This window comes from Mycoplana dimorpha (genome assembly GCF_003046475.1).
Lineage (GTDB): Bacteria > Pseudomonadota > Alphaproteobacteria > Rhizobiales > Rhizobiaceae > Mycoplana > Mycoplana dimorpha.
The window spans coordinates 92,542-116,184 of record NZ_PZZZ01000001.1; the positions used below are offsets into that span (position 1 = coordinate 92,542).

Genomic DNA, 23,643 nt, shown 5'->3' on the forward strand with positions numbered 1-23,643 from the left:
ATCAGGACTTCTTGTCGGGGTCCGGGACATCCAGCGCCGGCGTCTTCACCGGTTCCTTGTCGGTCGCCTGGGCGGCCGCCGGCGGCTTGGACTGGTCGGGAAGGCCTTTCTCGATCTTCGCCTTGATCTTCGGGATCTCGGCCTCCTCGGGCTTCAGCCCGAGTGCGCGGTTCCACTGGAAGGTCGCCTCCAGCTTGCGGCCGACGCGCCAGTAGGCGTCGCCGAGATGGTCGTTGATCGTCGGATCGCCGGCCCTGAGTTCGGCGGCACGCTCCAGTTCGGCTACGGCATCGTCATACTGGCCGAGGCGGAAATAGGCCCAGCCGAGCGAATCGACGATATAGCCGTCGTCGGGCTTCACGCTCACCGCCTTGCGGATCATCTCGAGGCCTTCCTCGAGGTTGATGTTCATGTCGACCCAGGAATAGCCGAGGTAATTGAGCACCTGGGGCTGGTCCGGATTGAGTTCCAGCGCCTTGCGGAAATTCGGCTCTGCCGTTTCCCACTTCTTCTGCCGCTCGTAGGCGATGCCGCGCTGGAAGTAGACCGTCCAGTGCGAGCGGTTGGGCACATTGCCGATCTGCTCGACCGCCTGGTCATAGACCTCGCCCATCTCCTTGTATTCCTTGGCGTCGGACAGAACGCTGCCGTAGGCGAGATAGCTGCGCATGTCCTTCGGGTCGGCCGCGATCAGCGCCTTGAGGTGCTTCTTCGCCTCGTCGACCTGGCCGAGGTCGGCGAGTTGCAGGCCGAGCTGCAGCTCGGAAAGCCGATGCATCGGCGAATCCTTCGGCACCTGTCGATAGAGTTCGATCGCCTCTTCCGGCTTCTTCCGGCTTTCCGCCAACCCGCCGAGCAGCACCAGGGTGTCGGCGCTGTCCGGATCGAGCGCACGGGAGATCTGCAGATAGAGCGAGACGATGTCCTCCGCTCCTTCACGGTTCAGCGCTCCCCCGATGGAAAAGAGCACGGCGGCAGCGCCTTGCGCCGCGGTCCGCACCTGCTGATCCTGCTTCTCGCCGTTTTCGATGCTGGCACGAAGCGCCTTCAGGGGCGCATAGTTCGAGACGAGGTTGTCGCCGACGGAGATTGCGTCCAGGGCCTTCTGCCTGTTGCCCTCGCGCGCCTCGAGCCTGGCGAGTGCCACGACGGCACGCATGAAGGTGTCCGGGGCGGCACTGCCGCCTTCGCGGTCGAGGATCGCATCGTTCAGGCGCTTGCGCGCCGTCGCCTTGTCGCCGGCCGCGGCGGCGATCGCGCCGGCGTGATAGTTCTTGAAGATGGAAAACCAGTCCGGACCGTCCATGCCCGAAATGGTGGCGAGCGCCTCCTTCGGCTTGCCATCGCCGAACTTCGCCCAGGCGAGCAGCAGCCCGGTCATCATCCGGTCTAGATCGTTCGGGCCGCGATAGACGAGGATCTTCTCGGCGGCACGGTATTCGCGCTTGCGGATCGCATCCATGCCGCGCACCACGGTCGTGATGCGCTCGACGGCCGCGTCGCCCTTGAGCGCCTCCGCGAGCTTGACGCCCTCGTCGAACTGCCCGTTCATGAGCAGCGTGATCATCAGCCGCTCCTTGACCTCGGTGTTTGCCGGGTCGAATTGCAGCGCGATCCGGTAAAGCGCGATCGCGTTGTCGAAATCCTTGTCGGAATCGGCCGTCCGGGCCGCCAGGAAGGCGCCGGAGAAGCTGTTGACGCTCTGCGGGTCGAACGATTCAACGTCTGCGGCGGCAGTCGAGCTATCCTGCGCGCGTGCGGCCGGCGCACCCGAAAGGGCGAGCCCGGCGACGACGGCGACGCCCGAGAGAAGCCGGAAGATCAGGGAATGCCGCATGCAGATGCCTTTCACTGGGGGAGCCGGCAGGTGCGGCCGCCGGCCCGTCACGATCCTGTCCAAATCAGCGTGGACTCATGGGCTGAGAGAATGGCTTTTTTGGCGCGGTGCGGCAAGATTTTCCTGTGCCGCCGAAAGAAAGCCCAGGCGGTCAGCTGACGCGCGAGACGCAGAAATCGATCACTTCCAGAAGCGCAGATTTCCAGGGGCTCTCGGGCAGCGGTGCCAGGGCGTCGCGGGCGATCGTGCCGTAATGCTGGGCGCGCGCGATCGTGTCCGACAGGCCGCCATAGCGGGTGATCAGACCCAGGGCATGCTGCAGGTTGGCCTCGTCGCTCTCGCCGCCCTCGATCGCCTTGCGCCAGAAGGTGCGGTCTTCGGCGGTGCCGCGCCGCCAGGCGAGGATGACCGGCAGGGTGATCTTGCCCTCGCGGAAATCGTCGCCGACGTTCTTGCCGAGATCGGCGGCCTTGCCGCCGTAGTCGAGCGCATCGTCGACGAGCTGGAAGGCCAGCCCCAAGTTCATGCCGTAGGACCTCAGGGCATTGCGTTCCGACCGGCCGACATTGGCAACGATCGGACCGACCTCGGCGGCAGCTGCGAACAGCGCCGCCGTCTTGGCGCGGATCACCTCAAGGTAGTCGTCTTCCGTTGTCTCCATGTTCTTGGCGACGGAGAGCTGCAGCACCTCGCCCTCGGCGATCACCGTGGCGGCGGAGGAGAGCACGTCCAGCGCCTCGAGCGAGCCGACCTCGACCATCATCTTGAAGGCCTGGCCGAGCAGGAAGTCGCCGACGAGCACGCTTGCCTGGTTGCCCCAGATCGTCCGCGCGGTCGACTTGCCGCGGCGCAGGTCGCTTTCGTCGACCACGTCGTCATGCAGCAGTGTCGCGGTATGCATGAACTCGACACTGGTCGCGAGCTTGACGTGGTGGTCGCCCGCATAGCCGAACATCGAGGCGGCGGCGAGCGTCAGCATCGGCCGCAGGCGCTTTCCGCCGGAGGAGATCAGGTGATTGGCGACTTCGGGAATCATCTGGACGTCCGAGCCGGCCTTCGACAGGATCAGCTGGTTGACGCGCTCCATGTCGCCTTTCGTCAGGTCCACGAGAGGCTGTACAGACGCCATTTTGTTTTTGCCCTCGTCAAGCGGTATCACGACGCCCAAGTGCCCGGACTCCTGTTCAATTCAGTCGCGGGACAATAGAAAGGGGGACCTGCCGGAGCAAGAGGCGAATTGCCCCGGCGTCCGAAATAAACTGGAAAACGAAAAGCATATGATTGAACTGATCCGCACCAACGATGCCGTGCTGCTCTCTTTCGCCGAAAGCCTGATGAAGGATGCCGGCATCCATTACCTCATCGCCGATCAGGGCATGAGCATTCTCGAAGGTTCGCTGGGCATGCTGCCGCGCCGGCTCATGGTGGATGCGGACCGGCAGGACGAGGCCCGGCAGATCCTGCGGGATGCCGGACTAGGCGCGGAGTTGCGGTTGTGACCGCGGTCGCGGCTGTGGATGGCGTTTCGTCTGCCGGGGGAGCCCTGCCATGCCTGTGATTGACACCATCGACGCCTTCCACCGCGGACTGTTCCACCTCGTCCAGCCAAAGGGCGGTGGGCACCGTGCCGGCATGGACGCGATGCTGCTGGCGGCTCTGGTTGCGGGCGAGGGGCCGATGCGGGTCGCCGATCTCGGCGCCGGGGCCGGAGCGGCGGGCCTGGCGGTTGCCTCGCGGCTGGAGGAAGCCCACGTGCTGCTCGTCGAGCGTTCCGCCGTCATGGCAAGCTATGCGCGCAAAAGCCTTGCGCTACCGGGCAATGCCGGGCTTGCCGAGCGGGTCGAGGTGATCGAGGCGGACGTGACGCTGACCGGACGGGCGCGGCTTGCCGCCGGGCTCGAGGACGAGGTTCAGGATCACGTCATCATGAACCCGCCCTTCAACGACGCCAGCGATCGCCGCACGCCCGATGCGCTCAAGGCCGAGGCCCATGCGATGCAGGACGATCTGTTCGAGCAGTGGATCCGCACCGCAGGCGCGATCATGAAGCCGGGCGGGCAGCTTTCCCTGATCGCCCGGCCGGAATCGATCGCCGCGATCATCGATGCCTGCGGCCGACGCTTCGGTGGCATCGAGATCACGCCGCTGCATCCGCGGCCGGGCGAAAGCGCGGTGCGAATCCTGGTGACGGCGATCAAGGGATCCCGGGCGCGGCTGGGCCTGCGAGCGCCGCTCGTCATGCACGAGGACGACGGCCACCGCTTTTCGCCCTTCGTCGACGATCTCAACAACGGCCGCGCCGCCTATCCGAGGCTGACGGCCGGCCGCCGCAGGACGCCCTGACGCGGCGCAATTTCCTTCTTCGGGGCAAGGCGCCCGCCGGCACCGCCGGATTCTGCCCCGAAACCATTGCGTTTTCCCGCCGCATGCATACATCTGACGCTGAAACCCGCATCGAAGAGTTAGAGGCGACATGGCCGGATTTTTCAGGAGATTGATGCCGAAACGGTTCCGTAAGGAGGGCGTCTCCATTCCGGTCGTGCGGCTGCAGGGGCCGATCATGGCGGGAGGCGGTCAGTTCCGGCCGACGCTCAACATCGCAACGGTGGCACCCGTTCTCGACAAGGCATTCGCCATCAAGGACGCTCCGGCCGTCGCCATTTCCATCAATTCGCCGGGCGGCTCGCCGGTCCAGTCGCGGCTGATCTTCCAGCGCATCCGCGACCTCGCCGCCGAGAAGAACAAGCGCGTGCTCGTCTTCGTCGAGGATGTCGCCGCTTCCGGCGGCTACATGATCGCCCTTGCCGGCGACGAGATTTTCGCCGACCCGACCTCGATCGTCGGCTCGATCGGCGTCGTCTCAGGCGGCTTCGGATTTCCGGAGCTGCTCCGCAAGATCGGCGTGGAGCGGCGGGTCTACACCGCTGGCGAGAACAAGGTTATCCTCGATCCGTTCAAGCCGGAGCGCGAATCCGACATTGAGTACCTGAAATCGCTGCAGGTCGAGATCCACGACGTTTTCATCGGCATGGTCAAGGAGCGGCGCGGGACACGGCTCACCAGCGACCCCGACATCTTCTCCGGCCTGTTCTGGACCGGGCAGCGCGGCGTGGCGCTCGGTCTGATCGACGGCCTTGCGGACATGCGCGGCGAAATCCGCCGCCGGTACGGAGCGACCGCGAAGCTTCAGCTGATTTCGCCGACGCGCGGCCTGTTCGGCCGCAAGATTCCGGGCGTCGGCGCGGACCTGCTTGCTGGCGCGGCCGAGCGTGCTGCCGGCGCCGGCGTCGGTGCGCTTGTCGAGACCGCCGAAGAAAAGGCGCTCTGGGCGCGCTACGGCCGCTAGCGCGTGGGGGAGGGTAAATGGCGCAAATGATTTTCCTGCTGATCGTTGCGGCGATCGTCTGGCTCGGCTACCGCAAGTTCGTCGCCGATGCCCAGCGTCTTGCCCGTAAGCGCCGCGAGGCCGAAATGGAGCGCCAGACCGGCGCGACCGGCACGCTGGTGAAGGATCCGGAGACCGGCGAGTACCGCCTGCGCCGAGACGACGAATAGGCCCGCGGCCACCTTGTCGAGGCAGGCCGCCGTGTTGCTTTGAAACATCGGCGCGCTGGTTCACTCGCCCGGGGAGCGCGGCGTCGTTTGCGTTCCTCGGTGGCGCGCACTCCGCCGGCTGGCAAAACCGGCCGCCTTACCCTTGACCCTGTGGGCCGGCCGTGGCACCTGTCCGGCCATCAGAAAGACCATCCGGACCGGACCGATGACCCCTGCCGCCCAGCCTGACCACATGCATCCGACGCGCTCCTTCCAGGGGCTGATCCTGACGCTTCACAACTACTGGGCCGACAAGGGCTGCGCGGTGCTGCAGCCCTATGACATGGAAGTGGGCGCCGGCACGTTCCATCCGGCAACGACGCTGCGCGCGCTTGGGCCGAAGCCCTGGAAGGCGGCCTATGTCCAGCCGTCGCGCCGCCCCTCGGACGGCCGCTACGGCGAGAACCCGAACCGCCTGCAGCACTATTACCAATATCAGGTGATCCTGAAGCCGAACCCCTCGAACCTGCAGGAGCTCTACCTCGGCTCGCTCGCCGCGATCGGTCTCGATCCGCTGCTGCACGACGTGCGCTTCGTCGAGGACGACTGGGAAAGCCCGACGCTCGGCGCCTGGGGGCTCGGCTGGGAGTGCTGGTGCGACGGCATGGAGGTCTCGCAGTTCACCTATTTCCAGCAGGTCTGCGGCATCGAATGCTCGCCGGTTTCCGGTGAACTGACCTATGGCCTGGAGCGGCTGGCCATGTATGTGCAGGGCGTCGACAACGTCTATGACCTGAATTTCAACGGCCGCGAGGGCGACGAGAAGATCACCTATGGCGACGTCTTCCTGCAGGCCGAGCAGGAATACTCCCGCCACAACTTCGAATTTGCCGACACGGCGATGCTGCACCGCCATTTCATCGATGCGGAGAAGGAGTGCCTGGCGCTTCTCGCCGCCGGCGCCCCGGGCGATGCGGAAAACCAGCGCCTGCACAAATGCGTGCTGCCGGCCTATGACCAGTGCATCAAGGCCAGCCACGTCTTCAACCTCCTCGACGCCCGCGGCGTCATCTCGGTCACCGAGCGGCAGAGCTATATCCTGCGGGTGCGCACGCTCGCCAAAGCCTGCGGCGAGGCCTTCCTGCTGACCGACGCCGGCGGCGTGAACTGGGTGAACAAGGCGGCGTAGCGGACGGTCGTCCTACCATCCATCACCGGAGCGGCTTCTTTGTCGCGCGCGTCGTCACGCCGTCTCGCGCGGCGCCCACATCCCACCCCGGGCTCAGCGTCGGATCGGCGCCAGTCGACTCCGCCTGGTAGTCGATCCCTGGGAGCAGGCTCAGCTATTTTCCGATGTCCGCGTCACACCGCGTGGCGGAAACTGTTGATTGTGACCGGCGGTTCGGCTAACGCCGCAACCAGGGCGCGAGGGCCTTTTCAGTGCCGGCGCGAATGCTAATGTCGCGGCGCTTCGCGCGTCAACGGAGGACAGTATGATCGGTCTGGCAATCGCAGCGGTGGTCGCGCTCTACGCGATCCTTCTCTACAACGGCCTGGTGAAGGCGCGGCAGGTGAAGGAGGAGGCCTGGTCGGGCATCGACGTGCAGCTGAAGCGCCGCGCCGACCTGATCCCGAACCTGATCGAAACCGTGAAGGGCTACGCAAAACATGAGCGCGAGACGCTCGAGCAGGTGGTCGAGCTGCGCAACAAGGCCCAGGCCGTGCCGGCCGGCGACGTGGAGGGCCGCGCCGCCGTCGAAGGCATGCTCGGCCAGGCACTCGGCAGGCTGATGGCGATCGCCGAGGCCTATCCCGACCTTAAGGCCAGCCAGAATTTCAGCGAGTTGCAGGCATCGCTGCAGATGGTGGAGGATGAGATCCAGATGTCGCGCCGCTACTACAACGGCGCCGCCCGCGATCTCAACGTCAAGGTCGAGAGCTTTCCCTCAAACCTGCTCGCCAGCGCCTTCTCCTTCGCCAAGGCGCCCTATTTCGAGATCGAGAATGCGGCAGACCGCGCCGTGCCGGCGGTGAAGTTCTAGCACTCCGCATCGCGGACCGCTCTCATCCTTGTTCACCGCCAGTTTCAAATCGGGCCCTTCCGCAGCCTTGATGGAAATTGCTTTTCGCCGGAGCACGCAATGTCTCGGATCGCAGCCTGCCTCCTGTTCCTGCTGTCGCTGCTTGCGGCCGGCGCAGGGCAGGCGGCGGAAATCATCTCCTCCTTCCACGCCGATATCGAGGTTGCGCGCGACGGCGAACTGACTGTCACCGAGACGATCGAGGTTAATGCCGAAGGCAACCTCATCCGCCGCGGCATCTATCGTGACTTCCCGCTGACCTTCGTCGACGCCGAGGGCCGCAGCCGGCGGGTCGGTTTCGAGATCGTCGAGGTTCGGCGCGACGGCAAGCGCGAGCCCTACCACACCGAGGAGGAGAGCGGCGCGATCCGCATCTATTTCGGCTCCGCCGACGTGCTGCTCGATCCGGGGCCGCACACCTACGAACTGGCCTACCGCACCGACCGGCAGATCCGTTATTTCGACAGCCACGACGAACTGTTCTGGAACGTCACCGGCACGGAGTGGGCGTTTCCGATCCGCAGCGCCTCGGCGACGGTGGCGCTGCCCGACGGCGTCGAGCCGGAAGAACTCACCTTTTTCACCGGCCCCTACGGCGCCACCGGAAAGGCGGCGCGCGCCAGGATCTCCGGCAACGAGGCGGCGTTTTCGACCACCGGCCCGCTCGGTGCCCACGAAGGGCTGACGATCGGCGTTAAAATGGCGGCCGGCAGCATCGATCGGCCGAGTGCGGATCAGGAATGGGCGTGGTTCCTGCGCGACAATGCCGGCGCATTGATCGGGATAGGCGGCCTCGTGCTGGTGGCGCTCTACTACCTGCGCGCCTGGATCGTCGCCGGGCGCGACCCGGCCGCAGGCGTCGTCGTGCCGCAGTGGCATCCGCCGCAGGGCGCCTCGCCGGCGCTGGTCAACTACATCGACAACAAGGGCTTCGGCGGCGAGGGCTGGACGGCGCTTTCAGCGGCCCTGTTGAACCTGGCGGTGAAGGGCTATGTCACGCTGAGTGACCTGAAGAATTCCATTGTCATTACCCGCACCGACAAGCCCGTGGAGGGGAGCCTGCCATCCGGCGAGGATATCCTTCTGAAATCGCTTGCCGCCCGGGGCGACAGCCTCGCCATCGACAAGGCCAACGGCAAACGCGTCCAGACGCTCGGCACCAGCTTCCGTCAGGCGATGGAGAAGGAGCATCGCAACAAGTACTACGTGGCCAACTGGGGCTACATTGCCGGCGGTGTGGCGCTCTCCGCCCTTTTCTTGCTGTTGATGCTGGTGTTCGGCAACCTGTCGGAGGACGGGATTGCGCTGGTCGTCGTTCCGGCCGTCGCCGCCTTCTTCCTCGCCGTCTTCGCCGTCTCCTTCGGCAAGTCGCTGACCCGTGCCCGGACGCTCGGCAGGCGCATCATGTCGGTTCTCACCGCCGCCTTCTTCGGCTTCGTCTTCCTGTCGATCTTCGGCGCTGTACTGGCCGGCCTCGCGGCAAGCGGCGCCGCCAGCGGCCTGCTGCCGATCCTCTTGGCGGTCGGCGGCATCATCCTGCTCAACCTGCTGTTCTATTTCCTGATGGGCGCGCCGACGCCGATCGGGCGCAAGATGATGGACGGCATCGCCGGACTGCGCCAGTACCTGACATTGGCTGAAAAAGAGCGGATGAACATGGCCGGCGCGCCGGAGATGTCGCCGCGCCACTACGAGGCGCTTCTGCCCTATGCCGTCGCCCTCGGCGTCGAGAAGCCCTGGTCCGACACCTTCCAGCGCTGGCTGGCGACCGCCGCGGCCGGTGCGGCCGCTGCCGCCTACCAGCCGAGCTGGTATAGCGGCGATGGCATCGGCCCCGGCGACTTCGCCGACCGGATGGGCGGCTTCGCCGGATCCATGGCCGATACGATCACCGCCTCGCTGCCGCCCCCGCCCAAAAGCTCGTCGTCCGGCTTTTCCGGCAGTGGCTCCTCCGGCGGCGGCGGTGGCGGTGGAGGCGGTGGGGGGTGGTAAAACGCCTCACGGGGCATCGTATTCTGGACTTTTCCGCTGCCGGGCGGATGACTTTTGCCGTGCGGCTTGCTAAGTCGGCCGCAGTGCAACAATCCCCGCGAAGTCCAATCCATGCCCGATCTTCTGCTAGAACTCCGCTCCGAGGAAATTCCCGCCCGCATGCAGCGCAAGGCGGCAGGCGATCTTAGGAAGCTCGTCACCGACGCGCTGGTCGAAGCAGGGCTGACCTACGAAGGGGCGCGTGAATACTGGACGCCGCGGCGGCTGGCGCTCGACATCCGCGGTCTCAATGCGCGCTCCGCCGACATCCGCGAGGAGCGCAAGGGGCCGCGCACCGACGCCAACGAAAAGGCGATTGAGGGCTTTTTGCGCGGCGCCGGGCTGTCTTCGATCGACGAGGCCCATGTCCACAGCGATCCGAAGAAGGGTGATTTCTACGTCGCCCACATCGTCAAGCCGGGCCGGCCGGCCGAGGAGATCATCGCCGAGGTGATGCCGGGCATCATCCGCAATTTCCCCTGGCCGAAGTCGATGCGCTCGGGTGTTGCGTCGGCAAAGCCCGGCGCGATGCGCTGGGTGCGGCCGCTGCAGTCGATCGTCTGCGTGTTCGGGGCCGAAACCGAGGAGACCCGGGTCATCCCGTTCGAGGCCGACGGCATCGTCGCCTCCAACGTCACATACGGCCACCGCTTCCATGCGCCGGAAGCCTTCACTGTCCGCCGTTTTGCCGACTACGCGGCCGGGCTCGAGCGCGCCAGGGTCATCCTCGACGCCGAGCGCCGCAAGCAGATCATCGCCACCGACGCGGCCAACATCGCCTTCGCCAACGGGCTGGAACTCGTCGAGGACGAGGGGCTGCTGGAAGAAGTTTCCGGGCTCGTCGAATGGCCGCAGGTGCTGATGGGCACCTTCGAGGAGGAGTTTTTGGCGATCCCCGCCGAAATCATTCGCCTGACCATCAAGACCAACCAGAAGTGCTTCGTCACCCGTCCGGCCGGCGGGGAAGGCCTCTCGAACCATTTCATCCTCGTCGCCAACATCGAGGCGAAGGACGGCGGCAAGGAGATCGTCCACGGCAACGGCAAGGTGGTGCGCGCCCGCCTGTCCGACGCCCGGCATTTCTGGACCCGCGACCAGCACGACCTCCCGGATCTCGAGACGCTGGTGGCCTCGGCGGAGAAATTCGGCCTCGACCTGAAGAAGCCGCTCGACCAGCGCATGGCCAAGCTTGACGCGCTCAACGTCACCTTCCAAGCCAAGCTCGGCACGCAGGGCGAGCGCGTCATGCGCATCCGCTCGCTCGCCGCCGAACTCGCCAAAGTCACCGGGGCCGATCCGAAGCTCGTCGATCGCGCCGTGGTGCTCGCCAAGGCGGACCTGCGCACCGAGGCTGTCGGCGAGTTCCCTGAGCTGCAGGGCATCATGGGCCACAAGTATGCGCTGCTGCAGGGCGAGCCCCAGGCGGTCGCTGACGCCATCGAGGATCACTACAAGCCGCAAGGCCCCTCCGACCGCGTGCCCTCCGATCCGGTGGCGATCACCGTCTCGCTGGCCGACAAGCTCGACACGCTGATCGGCTTCTGGGCGATCGACGAAAAGCCGACCGGCTCGAAGGATCCGTACGCGCTGCGGCGGGCAGCACTCGGCGTCATCCGGATTTTGCTGGAGAAGAACATCCGCCTGCCGCTGTTGTCGGTGGTCAAGGATGGTGACCTCCTCTCCTTCTTCCACGATCGCCTCAAGGTCTATCTGCGCGACCTCGGTGCCCGCTACGATCTGATCGATGCGGTGCTGACGCCGGAATCCGACGATCTGCTGATGGTCGCCCGCCGCGTCGAGGCGCTGACGGCCTTCATCACCTCCGAGGACGGCCAGAACCTGCTCGCCGGCACCAAGCGCGCCACGCAGCTGCTCGCCGCCGAGGAGAAGAAGGGTACCGTGGTTGCCGACGGCATCGCCCCCGAGCTCTTCCGGCTCTCTGCCGAAAAGGACCTGCACGGCGCCATCGTCGTTGCAACGGGCGAGGCTGCCGACGCCGTCGCCAGGGAGGACTTCCAGGCCGCCATGACGGCGCTGTCGAAGCTGCGCGCCCCGGTCGACACGTTCTTCGACGATGTGCTGGTCAACGACGAGGACGCGGCGATCCGGGCGAACCGGCTGGCGCTGCTGGCCGCGATCCGTGCCGCCACCGGCACGGTCGCAGATTTCTCCAAGATCACCGGATAACGTGAAGGCTTGCAAGGAACGGCAACCACGGGGCGGGGCGATGACCGGCAAGATCCTGATCAGCGCCTGCCTCATGGGCCTGCCGGTCCGCTACGACGGTTCGGCCAAACCACTGCTCCATGAGGCGGTGGCGCGCTGGCGCGAGGAGGGGCGTCTGGTGACTTTCTGCCCCGAACTCGCCGGCGGTTTCGCCGTGCCTCGCCCGCCCGCGGAGATCGGACGCGCCATGGACGGCGGCGACGTGCTTGACGGCACTGCGCAAGTGGTCGAGGCGGATGGTCGCGACGTGTCGGCCGGCTTTATCGAGGGAGCGCGCCGCGCGCTTGAGGTGGCGCGCCAGAACGGCTGCCGCCACGCGCTGCTGATCGACGGCAGCCCGTCCTGCGGCTCCGGCTTCGTCTACGACGGCAGCTTTGCGGGCAGGCGCCACGCGGGCGAAGGCGTTACGGCGGCCTATCTGCGCCGCAACGGTATTGCGGTGTTTTCGCCTGCCGAGGTCGACCGCCTCGTCACGAGCCTGGCCCAGGAATAGGTGTTCCCACAAAGCACTTGCGCCCCTGCTTCTCTTCAGGGGCGCAAGATATCCGCCTGTTGAAGGCGAATGACCCGATCAGCCTGGAGGGCCGATGGGGCAGGGAACTCTGATATTATGGGGTCAATCGAGACGAAGTTCAAATGTCGACGGATCAAGCTGTCGTGAGCCGCCCGTCTCGGTGCTCGCGGCGGGAGCGGCGGCCTTGACATCGAGCGCCCCGGTCAGCGTATCGGGGTCGACGGCGGTGGCTGGATCGCCGGGCTTCTCCGCGGTTTCCGTATCGACCGTTTCAGGTGCCCGGCTGACGAAGACGACGGGGGAGCCGCCGAGCCAGGCTTCGCTACGGAAGATCTTCCGTTCGCCCTCGATTTCCCGGATTTCAACCTTCTGCGTGCCGGGCGCGATGTCGGGGACGACATAGGTCGCCTTCTGTTTCGTTTCCTTCAAGGCGGGGCATCCGGTGCACGAGATGGCCTGGATGCTGCCCTGGCCCTTCGCGCCGGCGGAGGTCACCGGCTCGATCGACGAGGCGAGTACGGGGGTGGCGAGCAATCCGCAGGCAATGGTCGGCAAGAGCAAGCGCATCGTTGGTTCTCCCGGTAGATCGGCAGAGTCTTACGCGCTTTCCGTTACCCTCCGGTCAGGAGAATTGGTAAACGATCAGTTGCGAGAAACACGGCCATTGCCATTGACCCTCGATTTCTCACCATGCGGTGGAACGGGGCGGAGCAGGGCTGTGGCCTAGCCTCAGGAGCTTGCTGACCGTCTCGCAGCCGGGGAGATCTTCGAGGCCCACAACTCGTTCTTCGAGTGGTGCATCTGGCAGGCAAAATTGCTCGCCGTGTTCGTCAGACCTTATCGCGTTCCAGCGCGCGCCAGCCGATGTCCCGCCGGCAGAAGCCGTTTTCCCATTGTACCCGGTCCACGAGCGCGTAGGCTTCGGCCTGCGCGGCGGCGACGGTCGGGGCCATCGCCGTGGCGTTCAGAACCCGGCCGCCGGTCGCCACCAGCTTGCCGTCCTTAAGGCCCGTGCCGGCATGGAACACCTTGCTGGCGTCGCCGTCGGGCGGCACGAAGCCGATCGGCGTGTTCTTCTCGTAAGCCCCCGGATAGCCCTTCGAAGCGAGCACCACGGTCAGCGCCGTCTCGTCACGCCATTCGGCCGACACCTTGTCGAGCGCGCCGGTCGCCGCGGCATGCAGCAGCGGCAGCAGGTCGCTTTCAAGCCGCATCATCAGCACCTGGCACTCCGGGTCGCCGAAGCGGACATTGTATTCGATCAGTTCGGGGCCCTTCTGCGTGATCATCAGTCCGGCGAAGAGCACGCCGGTGAAAGGATCACCGTCGGCGGCCATGCCGCGGATCGTCGGCTCGATGATCTCCTTCATGGTCCGCTCGACCATCTCCGGCGTCATCACCGGGGCGGGCGAATAGGCGCCCATGCCGCCGGTGTTCGGGCCGGTGTCGCCGTCGCCGACGCGCTTGTGGTCCTGTGCCGAGGCGAGTGGCAGGGCATGTGTGCCGTCGCACAGGCAGAAGAAGCTCGCCTCCTCGCCGTCGAGGAAGGCTTCGACCACCACTTCCGCGCCGGCCGCGCCGAAGGCGCCGTCGAAGCAGTCGTCGATCGCCGAAAGCGCCTCGTCGACGCTCATCGCCACCGTCACGCCCTTGCCGGCCGCAAGCCCGTCGGCCTTGATGACGATCGGCGCGCCTTGCTCCAGAACATAGGCGCGGGCGGCGGCGGCATCCGAGAAACGCCGGTAGGCGCCGGTTGGAATTCCATGCCGGGCGCAGAGGTCCTTGGTAAAACCCTTCGAGCCTTCAAGTTGTGCGGCCGCGGCGGAGGGACCGAACACGTCGATGCCGTCGGCCCGCAGTTGGTCGGCCAGGCCGGCCACCAGCGCCGCCTCCGGTCCGACGATGACGAAGGTGATGCCGTTGTCGCGGCAGAAGGCGGAAACGGCGGCGTGATCCTCGACGTCGAGCGTCACCAGCGTGGCGCATTCGGCTATGCCTGGATTGCCGGGCGCGGCAAAGAGGGCGGTCAGGCGGGGCGACTGGGCGAGCTTCCAGGCCAGCGCATGCTCGCGTCCGCCCGAACCGATCAACAGAACCTTCATCGCCAAATCCCTCGACATCCACGCTTGCCGGCGGGTTAAGCGGGCGGGCGGCAAAGGTCAAGGGCAGCTTTGAGGCAGAAAGCCCGAACACCTGTCCGCGGTCAGGCGATGAAGGCGGCAATCAGGCAGGATACGCCGAGCCGTGAAGGCGCCGCGACCTCAGCGGGGCATCGCAGCCGAGAGTTGCGAGTTCACGTTCGATGATGTGCACGTGCTCGTACCACCCGTTTTCGTAGACGGCGGCGCAGTCTCGAGCCGCGCGCCTCAGCGCATGCGACGCATTGCGCAGCCGCTCCAGCCGTTCGACCTTCTCGCTCCGGCTGAGGCCTGCGTCACGGCGGATGGCATTCACCTTCAGTTCCATCATGCTGACGGCCATGAACCAACTCCTGTTTCGAACCGAAACTTAAATGCTGCAGGTGCGAAAACGTTCCGCGGCATGGACGAGGCTTATTGACTGGCGCCAAGTTCGCCATACGGTCGCTTGACCTGCGGCGGACAGGCTGCGAACTAGGCACATGAGCACTCATCCCGATTCCGGGCGCGTTGCCGATGCGCCCTCCGACAACTGGGTCTATCGCGTCCTGCCGCGTTCGCTTTGGCCCTATGCGCAACTGGCCCGTTGGGATCGTCCGATCGGCTGGCAACTCTTGATGTGGCCGTGCCTGTGGTCTGCGGCGCTCGCCGCCAACGTCGCCCGCGCCGCCTCCGCCTATTCGCTCTCGCAGTTTGCCTGGCACCTCGTGCTGTTCGTCGTCGGTTCGATCGCCATGCGGGGCGCCGGCTGCACCTACAACGACCTGGTCGACCACGAGATCGACAAGGCGGTGGCGCGCACCCGCTCCCGTCCGCTGCCGTCCGGGCGCGTTTCGCGCGGACAGGCGAAGCTGTTCATCGGACTGCAATCGCTCGTCGGGCTGTTGGTGCTGCTGCAGTTCAACACCTTCGCGGTCGTGCTCGGCATCGCCTCGCTCGTGATCGTCGCGGTCTATCCCTTCGCCAAGCGCTTCACGGACTGGCCGCAGTTCTTCCTCGGGCTCGCATTTTCCTGGGGCGCGTTGATGGGCTGGGCGGCGCAATTCGGGAATGTCTCGCTGGCCGCCGTCGCTCTCTATGCCGGCGCGGTCGTCTGGACGATCGGCTACGACACGATCTACGCCCACCAGGACAAGGAGGACGATGCGCTGATCGGCGTGCGGTCGACCGCCCGTCTGTTCGGCGAGCGCACCCGGCCGTGGCTCGTCGTACTCTACGGCCTTGCCGTGCTCCTGATCGCCGCGTCCTTCGTCCTCGCCGGTGTCGGCCTGCTTGCCTATGTCGGGCTTGCGATCGCCGCCGCACTGCTCGCATGGCAGATCGTGGCGGTCGACATCGACGACGCGGAACAGTGCCTGGCCCTGTTCAAGTTCAACAACGTCGTCGGCATGATCATCTTCCTTGGGCTGGTCGCAGCGCTTGCCTTCGCCTGAAGGCATCGGGCTGCAACGACGACAGCAAAAAGGCCGCTCCCTGTGGGCGGCCTTTTGCTTCTTGCCGGGGCCGATTGCGCGCTAGCGGCGCGCGATGATCTCGGTTCCGTTGATCTTCATCGCCAGGCCGAGGTCGCCGGTCGAGCGGCGCACCAGGAAACGCGGACGGCGTTCGGCGAAGTAGGAGTGCCGGCGGCGCTGGCGGGTCGGGCGGGCGGGGATGGCGCCGAGGTGCATCTCCAGCGGACGGGCGACCCCGTCGGCTTCGACCATCAGCATCGGTATGCGGTAAGCCTCCGACCAGCTGCGCCAGTCGGCGGCGATGTCGCAGAGATCGTGGGCCACCAGCAGTGGAATGCACAGGTCAGGATCGTCGTGGTGCAGTTCGAGCGTCACCGTCACCTCGCCGTTGCCATGGTCGATGGCACGGGCTGCGACGCCCTTGAAGGCCCGCGCCGGAAGGGCGATCGATAGCGGCAGGCCGCTGGAGGGCAGAACCTTGCGCAGCACCGCACCGCGCTCGTCGAGGGTGATGACGACGTCGCTCGCGTCGCTTCGCAAGGCGTAGCTGATCTGCTGGGGAAAACGCTTCGGATCGAGACGCAGCGTGTTGCCGGCCCAGGCCGGCTTGAAAACGGTATTCAGCATGTCTTTCGCCCTTGTCTTCCTTGAGAGCCGGTTCCCGGTCTTCTCGTCGGGACTTTTTCGTCCTCTGTGGGGGGAAGATTAGGCGCCGCCCCTTCCGAGCCGCTTAAAAATCGCGGTTAAGAAAACTTTGCCCGAGTGGATGGTTAGCAAATCCCGGCCCGCCAGGGTTTCCGTTCGGTGAACATGCCCCGCCGCCAGCCCCGGACAAGGCTGCTCCGGCATGCTCCGGCGAAGCGTTTATGCGCATGCGCAGCATTCGGCTGCCGCGGCATGCAGGGGAGCGGCTTTCACTATGCTTTCGACCTATATGAGCTACAATCTGCTCACCAAGGATCTGCTGACGTCGCTGAACCGCGTGTCGCAGCAGTCGATCAACGCGCGCGAGGGCGCCTATTATCGGGAAAACATCGGCAAGATCGGCTCGGTTGACGCGTTTCTCGACGACTACCGGCTCTATAACTATGCCGTGAAGGCCTACGGCCTGGAGGAGATGGCCTATGCCAAGGCCTTCATGCGCAAGGTTCTGGAAAGCGATCTCACCGATCCGAACAGCTTCGTCAATCTGTTGACCGACACCAAATACCGCACCTTTGCGCAGGCGTTCTCGTTCAAGAGCGAAACCGCCGTTGCCCAGTCCGATGCCCAACTGGACGAGGTGATCGGCCTCTACACGGCGACGGTGAACAATGCCGGCAAGAGCCAGCAGGAAGAGACCCGCTACTACAATATCGTCATCGACACCGTCACCAACGTCGACAAGCTGTTCCAGAACGAGCGGCTCAGGGACTACGTCTTCACGGCTTTCGGAATCGATCCGAACACGTTCTCCTACCAGGCCGTGCGAGGCGCGCTGACGAGCGATCTCAACGACCCGGACAGCTACGTGAACAAGACCTTCGGCGCGGCGATTACAGGCTACGAGGCGAAGATCGCCAATGCCAATGCCCGGCTAGCCGATCCCGCCGTGTCAGACGCTGAAAAGGCCGCTCTGAGGGGCAACATCGCCACCTGGCGAAAACAGATCGCGGGCGCGGAGCGCTATCTGGCGCTGGCGGCAGCCTACAATTTCAATCCCGACGGCAGCCTGCCGGCCGGAACGCCCGCCCAGAACGCTGCGCAGAAGGCGGCGACCGGCGAGGCCTATGTGCTGGCGACGCCCCGCGTCACGTCGGCGGCGGCGCTGCTGAACAAGGCGCATTTCGAGGAGGCGGTCGCGGCCGCGACGACAGTCGAACAACTTCTCGCCGACAGCCGCGTGCTGAACTACATCAAGGTGGCCTACGACCTGAACGGCGTCACCATCGTCCCGGCGACCATCCGCAACATCCTGACGAGCGACCCCGACGATCCGAATAGCTACGTCAACACCACCGGCAAGGGCGACCCGCGTTACGTGGAACTGGCCAAGGCGTTCAATTTCCGGACGGACGGGACGCTTGCCGCGGGCGACGTGGCCCAGGATTTGGCAGAGACAATCAAGGCGGGCAATCTCTACATGACCCGCTACAACGACAAGGACGACGAGGCCGACAAGAAGCTGATCGCCCAGTACAGGTCGCAGGTGGCAGAGGTCACCACGGTAGACGACTTCTTCAAGGCATCGAGCGTCTACAAGCTCGCCCTCGATGCGTTCGGCCTCGACCCGGCAACCGAGAGCAAGTGGAAGATCAAGCAGGTCCTGCTCAGCGACCTCAATGATCCGAAGAGCTACGTGTACCGCCTGAAGGACAGTCGCTATCTGGAACTGGCCAAGGCCTTCAATTTCGACGACGAGGGCAGCATCGACGTGCCCGTCATGGCCCAGACCGAAGCGGAAATCCAGATCGTCTCCAAGGCCTATGTCATGGAGAAGTCCCGTTTCGGCACCCCCGATGACAAGAAGAAGGCGGAGGCCGAGGCGAAGTACTACGCCGAGCAGATCCAGAAGATCGATTCGCTCAAGGAGTTCCTCGCCGCTCCGAGGCTCGTCAACTTCGTGCTGGAGGCCAACAACATCGATCCGAAGACGGTGCCGGAAGGGTTCCTCGCACAGATCTTTTCCTCTGACCTTGACGATCCGGACAGCTTCGTCAACCAGCAGTCCGACCGGAGCTATCGTACGATCGTCGCCTCGTTCAACTTCGGTGCGACCGGCCAGGTGGAGCGTCCGCACGACACGGCCATCCAGACCCGGCGCGGCATTTACCAGACGCTGGACTATTATGTCCGCCAGGCGATGGAGATCGAGGCCGGCGAGGAAAATGCCGGTGTCCGGCTGGCGCTCTACTTCGAGCGCAATGCTCACACGGTCTCCAGCGCCTACGACATCCTCGCCGACGATGCGCTGTACGAGGTCTTCAAGGTCACCTTCGGCCTTCCGGACGACATCGGCAGCGCCGACATCGATGCGCAGGCGGAATTGATCAAGCGCTATCTGGACCTGAAGGACCTTCAGGATCCAGAGAAGGTGGCGAAGATGATCACCAAGTTCTCGGTCCTGTTCGATCTCGAAAATTTCAATGAAACGTCCGGCGCCGTTGCGGTTCTCAGCGGCGGTGGCGGAAGCATCAGCGCCGACACGCTGCTGTCGATGGCGCAGTTGCGCACGGGCGGCCGCTGATCCCGCGTCGCTGCGCCGCCGGACCGGGCGAGGTGGTTAGAGCAGATTGCGTGAAAATGGATTAAGCAATCTGCATTTTAGCCTGTGATTTCATGCAGTCTCGAAAAGCTGCACAGTCCGGCACGCACGCATCAAGTGTCGCTGCGCAGGACCTTGCCGGGGTTCATGATGCCGGCCGGGTCGAAGGCGTGCTTGATGCGGCGCATCAGGTCGATCTCGATCGGGGCGCGGATTGCGGCGAGCTCGTCGCGCTTCAGCTGGCCGATGCCGTGCTCGGCGGAGATCGAGCCGCCGTACTTCAGCACGATGCCGTGCACGACGGCGTTCACCTCGTGCCAGCGGTCGAGGAAGGCCTGCTTGTCGGCGCCGACCGGCTGGGAGATGTTGTAATGGATGTTGCCGTCGCCCATGTGGCCGAAGGCGCAGATGCGGGCGCCGGGGATAATCGCGGTGACGGCCGCGTCCGCTTCCGCCATGAAAGCCGGAATGCTGGAGACCGGCACCGAGACATCGTGCTTGATCGATCCGCCCTCGGGTTTCTGCGCCGGCGACATGCTTTCGCGCATGTGCCACAAAGCCTTCCGCTGCGCCCCGCTGGTCGCTATCACGGCGTCCTCGGCGAGGTCCTGTTCCATCGCTTCCGCCATCAAGGCCTCGGCCATGCGGCTGGCCGTCTCGGCCGAGTCAGAGGTCGAGATGTCGATCAGCGCATACCAGGCATGGGGTGTCTGCAGCGGATCGCGGACGCCGGGTATGTGTCTCGTCGTGAACTCGATGCCGATTCGCGGCATCAGCTCGAAGCCGGTCAGCGCGGTTCCGCAGCGCCGGAAAGCAAGGTCGTAGAGCGCCAGCGCGTCGGCTACCGAGCGCAGCCCCGCGAAGGCGACCTCGTGGCCCACCGGGCGGGGAACGAGCTTCAATACCGCCCCGGTGATGACCCCGAGCGTCCCTTCGGCGCCGATAAAGAGATCGCGCAGGTCGTAGCCGGTGTTATCCTTCTTCAGCCGCCGCAGCCCGTCCCAGACCTCGCCGGTCGGCAACACGACCTCCAGGCCGAGGCAGAGCTGCCGGGCGTTGCCATAGGCGAGCACCGCCGTGCCGCCGGCGTTGCTGGAGAGATTGCCGCCGATTTGGCAGCTGCCCTCCGAGCCGAGCGACAGTGGAAACAGCCGGTCGACCGCTTCCGCGGCCTTCTGGATATCGGCCAGCACGCAGCCGGCGTCGGCGACGATGACGTTGCCGATGGGATCGACGTCGCGGATGCGGTTCAGCCGGGAAAGTGAAAGCACGACATCGGCCGCGCCCTCGCGCGGGATCTGCCCGGCGACGTGGCCGGTATTGCCTCCCTGCGGCACGATCGCCGTGCCCATCTCGCTGGCAAGCTTGAGGATCGCCGCGATCTCCGCAACGCTGCCCGGCCGCAGCACCAGCGGTGTCGTGCCGCGATAGAGCCCGCGCGATTCAACGAGATAGGGTGCAACCGCCGCAGTTTCGGTGAGTGCATATGTCTCGCCGGTGATCTCGGCGAAGCGGGCGATCAGCGCGGGGGCAAGGGTGGTTGCGGACATTGCATCAGTTCCTGGGTGCAGCCGCGCGTTCGAGCCGGTCGTTGATGGCCTCGCCGAGCCCGGTTGCGGGGATCGATGAAAAGGCAATCGAGCCGGCCCCCGTCGCGTCCGCTTGCTGCATGAAGCCGAACAGATTGGCCGCCGCCTCGCGCAGGTCGCCGGAGGGGCTGAGGTCGAGCACGATCGACGCTTTGGCTTCTCCCGGCAGCGCCCTGCCGCCGAAGCGGATGAGCGCTTCTCCCGGCCGGACCTCGGTGGCATTCAGGCGGACGCCGGCTTCGGGTGCATAGTGCGAGGCGAGCATGCCGGGCGCCTCTATGGTCGCCCCGGCGCCCTTCGGGCGGATCACCGGTGATCCGGTCAGCGCCTCGATCTCGGAAATGTTCAGTCCGCCCGGCCGCAAGAGGTGGACGGTGCCGTCCACCACCTTCAGGATCGTCGATTCGAGCCCGACGCCGGCCGGGCCGCCGTCGAGGATCAGTTCGATCCTGTCGCCGAGATCGGCTGTCACATGGGCGGCGGTGGTCGGACTGATGCGGCCCGAGGTGTTGGCGCTCGGAGCCGCCAGCGGGCGGTCGAAGGCCGCAATCAGCCGGTGGGCGAAGCCGGTCGGCACGCGCAGCCCGATCGTATCGAGCCCGGCGCGTGCCAGCGAATGGATGGGCGAGTCGGGGCGGCCCGGCAGTACCAGCGTCAGCGGCCCGGGCCAGAAGGCCTCGGCAAGCCTGCGCGACAGCGGGTCGAAGCGGGCGTGGCGCTCGGCCATGGCGAGGTCGGCCACATGGGCGATCAGCGGATTGAAGCGCGGCCGTCCCTTGGTCTCATAGATGCGGGCGATCGCCGCCGGATTGGTCGCGTCCGCCGCCAGGCCGTAGACGGTCTCCGTCGGAATCGCGACCGGCAGACCGCGCCCGAGCACGTCCATTGCGCGTGAAAGCGCCGCCTGAGGTTCAGCCCTTGTATCGATGACCTGTGCCATCACGTCCGTTCTTCGCCGTTGACCGGGGTTTGCTTTACAGCCTTTGCCGCGTCGCTGCCAAGGCCGAAAGGGCAGTGCACGTCAGGCGTGCAAGATCACGCTTGTCGCGTTCGCGTTAGATGCTTCGTAACCGATCGTTGCTAAGAGACGGCAGATACGGGAGTGGGCGCCAAGATGAATCAGAGGAAATCCTCCACGAACGACATTGCGCTGCGTGTCGCCTCCGCCATGCACCAGATGGGCATCGACGGCCTGCCGCGCAACTACGAACTGGTCTACGAGGCCTATGCCGGTGCCAATCCGGAACTTGTCCGCGACTTCATCGCGCTTGGAAAGTTCAAGACACAGGCGGCCCTCGACGAACTCGGCCGCAAATACCTGCCGCACCACCACGAAGAGGGTGTACTGCAGCGTTCCGCCGGGGCGGTCCGTGACGAGATGACCAATTTCATGGCGTTGCTGGAGCAGGAGAAGGTCTCGCTCAACGACTATGGCAGGCTGATTGGCGAGGCTTCGCAGGCGATCTTCGCCGACGGCCAGGAGGTCGCCTCTGTCATTGGAAATTCGATCGAGCGACTGCGCCAGGCCACTGAACAGCAGGTCACGCGCAATGCCGAGATGGAGAAGAGCGTCGCGGCGCAATCGCAGAACCTCGACGCCATCCAGCAGGAACTGGCGGCGTTCGACGCCGTCAGGTTCACGGATGCCGCCACCGGGCTGGGCAACCGCCGCTCCTTCAACAAGGCCGTCGCCCGGATCTACGCCAACGCCGGAATCCCCGTCGGTTGTGGTCTCGCCCTCGTCGAGGTGGACGCCGGCAAGCGCTTCTCGCCGGTGCAGATCGAGGCGCTCAACGACTACCTGGTCCGCCACTACGGCGCCCTCGTCAAACGGACGATACCGGCGGACGACGTTGCCAGCCGCTTCGACGCACTGCGCTTCGGCCTTCTGTTTTACACATCCGACGAGAACGAGGTCTTGCGTCTGATGGCGCTCCTTCGTGCCGCCTTTGCGGCCGCCCCCCTGAAGCATCCCGAAACCATGCGCAATCTTGGCAGCCTCACCTTCTCGGCCGGCGTCTGCATGGTGGACAATGCGGCCAATGCCTTCGACCTCGTCAATTTCGCCGAGCGCACCCTGCAGCAGGCGCAGGCGGCGGGCGGAAACCGCCTCGTCGTCTATCGTGGCGAAAGCGGACCGGAGGGCAAGGACTGGATGATCTACAAGAACGCTTGAGCGGTGCCGATGGCCGGGAGCAGGCAGGGACGCTGCAGGGAGATTTAGCGTTGCCTAATGTGGTGATTGGTGCAAACTGACGCTCCGGGGCGCGCCGTGATCGCCTCGGGACGGAGGTGTGTCGTGACACTTGCAATCAATGACATAGCACCGGATTTCAAGGCGCAGACGACGGAAGGGCCGATCCAGTTCCATGAGTGGATTGGCGATTCCTGGGCCGTGCTGTTCTCGCACCCGAAGGATTTCACGCCGGTCTGCACCACCGAACTCGGTTACATGGCGAAGATCAAGCCGGAGTTCGACCGGCGCGGCGTCAAGATCATCGGCCTGTCGGTCGATCCGCTCGATCGCCACGAAGGCTGGGCAGCCGACATCGCGGAGACGCAGGGTTATGCCCCCAATTTCCCGATGATCGCCGACGTGGATCTCGCCGTTTCGAAGGCGTACGGCATGTTGCCGGCCGCAGCCTCCGGCGATCCGACAATGCGGACGCCCGCCGACAACCAGACGGTTCGCAATGTCTTCGTCATCGGCCCGGACAAGAAGATCAAGCTGATCCTGGTGTACCCGATGACCACCGGTCGAAACTTCGACGAGGTGCTGCGGGTGATCGATTCGCTGCAGCTGACCGCCCGCCACAAGGTCGCTACCCCGGCCAACTGGAATAACGGCGAGGACGTGATCATTGCGGGTTCGGTCTCCGACGAGGAGGCACGCAAGCAGTATCCCGACGGCTGGCGCGCTCCGAAGCCCTACATCCGGATCGTGCCGCAGCCGCAATCCTGACGGCGCCACATCGAAGCGGCGATCGCTGCCTCA

General features: G+C 65.4%; 21 protein-coding genes. 13 read left to right on the forward strand and 8 right to left on the reverse strand.

Annotation, left to right across the window (positions count from 1 at the left end):
* Window position 1: 1 nt before the first annotated feature.
* Window positions 2–1,837: a tetratricopeptide repeat protein gene (locus C7449_RS00440; protein WP_108000819.1), complete on the reverse strand. Its 1,836-nt coding sequence runs from the start codon at window positions 1,835–1,837 to the stop codon at window positions 2–4.
* Window positions 1,838–1,988: 151 nt separating this feature from the next.
* On the reverse strand, window positions 1,989–3,005 hold the full coding sequence (locus C7449_RS00445) for a polyprenyl synthetase family protein (protein WP_108000820.1): 1,017 nt from the start codon (window positions 3,003–3,005) through the stop codon (window positions 1,989–1,991).
* A gap of 109 nt (window positions 3,006–3,114) precedes the next feature.
* Here C7449_RS00445 and C7449_RS00450 point away from each other — a divergent pair, with 109 nt between their 5' ends.
* From C7449_RS00450 to C7449_RS00490, 9 genes are all read left to right on the forward strand, one after another.
* On the forward strand, window positions 3,115–3,336 hold the full coding sequence (locus C7449_RS00450; protein WP_108000821.1) for a putative signal transducing protein: 222 nt from the start codon (window positions 3,115–3,117) through the stop codon (window positions 3,334–3,336).
* Between the two features lie 49 nt (window positions 3,337–3,385).
* A complete protein-coding gene (locus C7449_RS00455) occupies window positions 3,386–4,180 on the forward strand; it encodes a tRNA1(Val) (adenine(37)-N6)-methyltransferase (RefSeq protein WP_108000822.1) in 795 nt (264 codons plus the stop codon).
* Window positions 4,181–4,310: 130 nt separating this feature from the next.
* On the forward strand, window positions 4,311–5,183 hold the full coding sequence (locus tag C7449_RS00460) for a S49 family peptidase (protein ID WP_108000823.1): 873 nt from the start codon (window positions 4,311–4,313) through the stop codon (window positions 5,181–5,183).
* Window positions 5,184–5,200: 17 nt separating this feature from the next.
* A complete protein-coding gene (locus C7449_RS00465; protein ID WP_108000824.1) occupies window positions 5,201–5,392 on the forward strand; it encodes a hypothetical protein in 192 nt (63 codons plus the stop codon).
* 205 nt (window positions 5,393–5,597) lie between these two features.
* Window positions 5,598–6,560 (forward strand): glycine--tRNA ligase subunit alpha, encoded by a 963-nt coding sequence (locus C7449_RS00470; RefSeq protein ID WP_108001375.1) that lies wholly within the window; start codon window positions 5,598–5,600, stop codon window positions 6,558–6,560.
* Between the two features lie 304 nt (window positions 6,561–6,864).
* Window positions 6,865–7,413: a LemA family protein gene (locus C7449_RS00475; RefSeq protein ID WP_108000825.1), complete on the forward strand. Its 549-nt coding sequence runs from the start codon at window positions 6,865–6,867 to the stop codon at window positions 7,411–7,413.
* A 99-nt stretch (window positions 7,414–7,512) separates the two neighbouring features.
* A complete protein-coding gene (locus C7449_RS00480) occupies window positions 7,513–9,444 on the forward strand; it encodes a DUF2207 domain-containing protein (RefSeq protein ID WP_108000826.1) in 1,932 nt (643 codons plus the stop codon).
* Window positions 9,445–9,555: 111 nt separating this feature from the next.
* On the forward strand, window positions 9,556–11,670 hold the full coding sequence (gene glyS / locus C7449_RS00485) for a glycine--tRNA ligase subunit beta (RefSeq protein WP_108000827.1): 2,115 nt from the start codon (window positions 9,556–9,558) through the stop codon (window positions 11,668–11,670).
* Between the two features lie 40 nt (window positions 11,671–11,710).
* A complete protein-coding gene (locus tag C7449_RS00490; protein ID WP_108000828.1) occupies window positions 11,711–12,202 on the forward strand; it encodes a DUF523 domain-containing protein in 492 nt (163 codons plus the stop codon).
* Between the two features lie 123 nt (window positions 12,203–12,325).
* Here C7449_RS00490 and C7449_RS00495 read toward each other — a convergent pair whose 3' ends face one another.
* The 3 genes from C7449_RS00495 to C7449_RS00505 all read right to left on the reverse strand — a co-directional run bounded on the left by C7449_RS00495 (window position 12,326) and on the right by C7449_RS00505 (window position 14,704).
* The gene (locus C7449_RS00495) at window positions 12,326–12,790 is read right to left on the reverse strand and encodes a plant virulence effector HPE1-like domain-containing protein (protein WP_108000829.1); all 465 of its coding nucleotides are present in this window, start codon (window positions 12,788–12,790) and stop codon (window positions 12,326–12,328) included.
* Window positions 12,791–13,053: 263 nt separating this feature from the next.
* Entirely contained in the window at window positions 13,054–14,325 is a 1,272-nt protein-coding gene (purD, locus tag C7449_RS00500) for a phosphoribosylamine--glycine ligase (RefSeq protein WP_108001376.1), read from the reverse strand.
* Window positions 14,326–14,446: 121 nt separating this feature from the next.
* Window positions 14,447–14,704, reverse strand: coding sequence for a hypothetical protein (locus C7449_RS00505; protein WP_108000830.1), 258 nt, complete (start codon window positions 14,702–14,704; stop codon window positions 14,447–14,449).
* A gap of 139 nt (window positions 14,705–14,843) precedes the next feature.
* Here C7449_RS00505 and ubiA point away from each other — a divergent pair, with 139 nt between their 5' ends.
* The gene (ubiA, locus tag C7449_RS00510; protein ID WP_108000831.1) at window positions 14,844–15,794 is read left to right on the forward strand and encodes a 4-hydroxybenzoate octaprenyltransferase; all 951 of its coding nucleotides are present in this window, start codon (window positions 14,844–14,846) and stop codon (window positions 15,792–15,794) included.
* 81 nt (window positions 15,795–15,875) lie between these two features.
* Here the strand turns inward: ubiA and C7449_RS00515 are convergent, their stop codons facing one another.
* Window positions 15,876–16,442: a DUF6101 family protein gene (locus tag C7449_RS00515; protein ID WP_108000832.1), complete on the reverse strand. Its 567-nt coding sequence runs from the start codon at window positions 16,440–16,442 to the stop codon at window positions 15,876–15,878.
* A gap of 292 nt (window positions 16,443–16,734) precedes the next feature.
* On the opposite strand from C7449_RS00515, the gene C7449_RS00520 reads away from it, so the two are divergent.
* The gene (locus C7449_RS00520; RefSeq protein WP_108000833.1) at window positions 16,735–19,041 is read left to right on the forward strand and encodes a DUF1217 domain-containing protein; all 2,307 of its coding nucleotides are present in this window, start codon (window positions 16,735–16,737) and stop codon (window positions 19,039–19,041) included.
* A 131-nt stretch (window positions 19,042–19,172) separates the two neighbouring features.
* On the opposite strand, the gene C7449_RS00525 is transcribed toward C7449_RS00520, so the two are convergent.
* Together C7449_RS00525 and C7449_RS00530 are read right to left on the reverse strand one after the other, a co-directional pair.
* Complete coding sequence (locus C7449_RS00525) at window positions 19,173–20,609, reverse strand: FAD-binding oxidoreductase (protein WP_108000834.1); 1,437 nt, start codon at window positions 20,607–20,609, stop codon at window positions 19,173–19,175.
* Window positions 20,610–20,613: 4 nt separating this feature from the next.
* Window positions 20,614–21,588 (reverse strand): L-threonylcarbamoyladenylate synthase, encoded by a 975-nt coding sequence (locus C7449_RS00530; RefSeq protein WP_108000835.1) that lies wholly within the window; start codon window positions 21,586–21,588, stop codon window positions 20,614–20,616.
* Window positions 21,589–21,762: 174 nt separating this feature from the next.
* Here C7449_RS00530 and C7449_RS00535 point away from each other — a divergent pair, with 174 nt between their 5' ends.
* Window positions 21,763–22,824 carry a diguanylate cyclase domain-containing protein gene (locus tag C7449_RS00535; protein WP_146165028.1) on the forward strand — a complete coding sequence of 354 codons (1,062 nt, stop codon included), beginning with the start codon at window positions 21,763–21,765 and terminating at the stop codon, window positions 22,822–22,824.
* Window positions 22,825–22,947: 123 nt separating this feature from the next.
* The gene (locus tag C7449_RS00540; RefSeq protein ID WP_108000837.1) at window positions 22,948–23,610 is read left to right on the forward strand and encodes a peroxiredoxin; all 663 of its coding nucleotides are present in this window, start codon (window positions 22,948–22,950) and stop codon (window positions 23,608–23,610) included.
* Window positions 23,611–23,643: the final 33 nt, after the last annotated feature.

Excerpts from the sequence above, each read along its gene's own strand:
- C7449_RS00440 (WP_108000819.1), bottom strand. The coding sequence starts at position 1,837 with ATGCGGCATTCCCTGATCTTCCGGCTTCTCTCGGGCGTCGCCGTCGTC.
- C7449_RS00450 (WP_108000821.1), top strand. The coding sequence starts at position 3,115 with ATGATTGAACTGATCCGCACCAACGATGCCGTGCTGCTCTCTTTCGCC.
- C7449_RS00455 (WP_108000822.1), top strand. The coding sequence starts at position 3,386 with ATGCCTGTGATTGACACCATCGACGCCTTCCACCGCGGACTGTTCCAC.
- C7449_RS00460 (WP_108000823.1), top strand. The coding sequence starts at position 4,311 with ATGGCCGGATTTTTCAGGAGATTGATGCCGAAACGGTTCCGTAAGGAG.
- C7449_RS00465 (WP_108000824.1), top strand. The coding sequence starts at position 5,201 with ATGGCGCAAATGATTTTCCTGCTGATCGTTGCGGCGATCGTCTGGCTC.
- C7449_RS00470 (WP_108001375.1), top strand. The coding sequence starts at position 5,598 with ATGACCCCTGCCGCCCAGCCTGACCACATGCATCCGACGCGCTCCTTC.
- C7449_RS00475 (WP_108000825.1), top strand. The coding sequence starts at position 6,865 with ATGATCGGTCTGGCAATCGCAGCGGTGGTCGCGCTCTACGCGATCCTT.
- C7449_RS00480 (WP_108000826.1), top strand. The coding sequence starts at position 7,513 with ATGTCTCGGATCGCAGCCTGCCTCCTGTTCCTGCTGTCGCTGCTTGCG.
- glyS (WP_108000827.1), top strand. The coding sequence starts at position 9,556 with ATGCCCGATCTTCTGCTAGAACTCCGCTCCGAGGAAATTCCCGCCCGC.
- C7449_RS00490 (WP_108000828.1), top strand. The coding sequence starts at position 11,711 with ATGACCGGCAAGATCCTGATCAGCGCCTGCCTCATGGGCCTGCCGGTC.
- C7449_RS00495 (WP_108000829.1), bottom strand. The coding sequence starts at position 12,790 with ATGCGCTTGCTCTTGCCGACCATTGCCTGCGGATTGCTCGCCACCCCC.
- purD (WP_108001376.1), bottom strand. The coding sequence starts at position 14,325 with ATGAAGGTTCTGTTGATCGGTTCGGGCGGACGCGAGCATGCGCTGGCC.
- C7449_RS00505 (WP_108000830.1), bottom strand. The coding sequence starts at position 14,704 with ATGGCCGTCAGCATGATGGAACTGAAGGTGAATGCCATCCGCCGTGAC.
- ubiA (WP_108000831.1), top strand. The coding sequence starts at position 14,844 with ATGAGCACTCATCCCGATTCCGGGCGCGTTGCCGATGCGCCCTCCGAC.
- C7449_RS00515 (WP_108000832.1), bottom strand. The coding sequence starts at position 16,442 with ATGCTGAATACCGTTTTCAAGCCGGCCTGGGCCGGCAACACGCTGCGT.
- C7449_RS00520 (WP_108000833.1), top strand. The coding sequence starts at position 16,735 with ATGCTTTCGACCTATATGAGCTACAATCTGCTCACCAAGGATCTGCTG.
- C7449_RS00525 (WP_108000834.1), bottom strand. The coding sequence starts at position 20,609 with ATGTCCGCAACCACCCTTGCCCCCGCGCTGATCGCCCGCTTCGCCGAG.
- C7449_RS00530 (WP_108000835.1), bottom strand. The coding sequence starts at position 21,588 with ATGGCACAGGTCATCGATACAAGGGCTGAACCTCAGGCGGCGCTTTCA.
- C7449_RS00535 (WP_146165028.1), top strand. The coding sequence starts at position 21,763 with ATGAATCAGAGGAAATCCTCCACGAACGACATTGCGCTGCGTGTCGCC.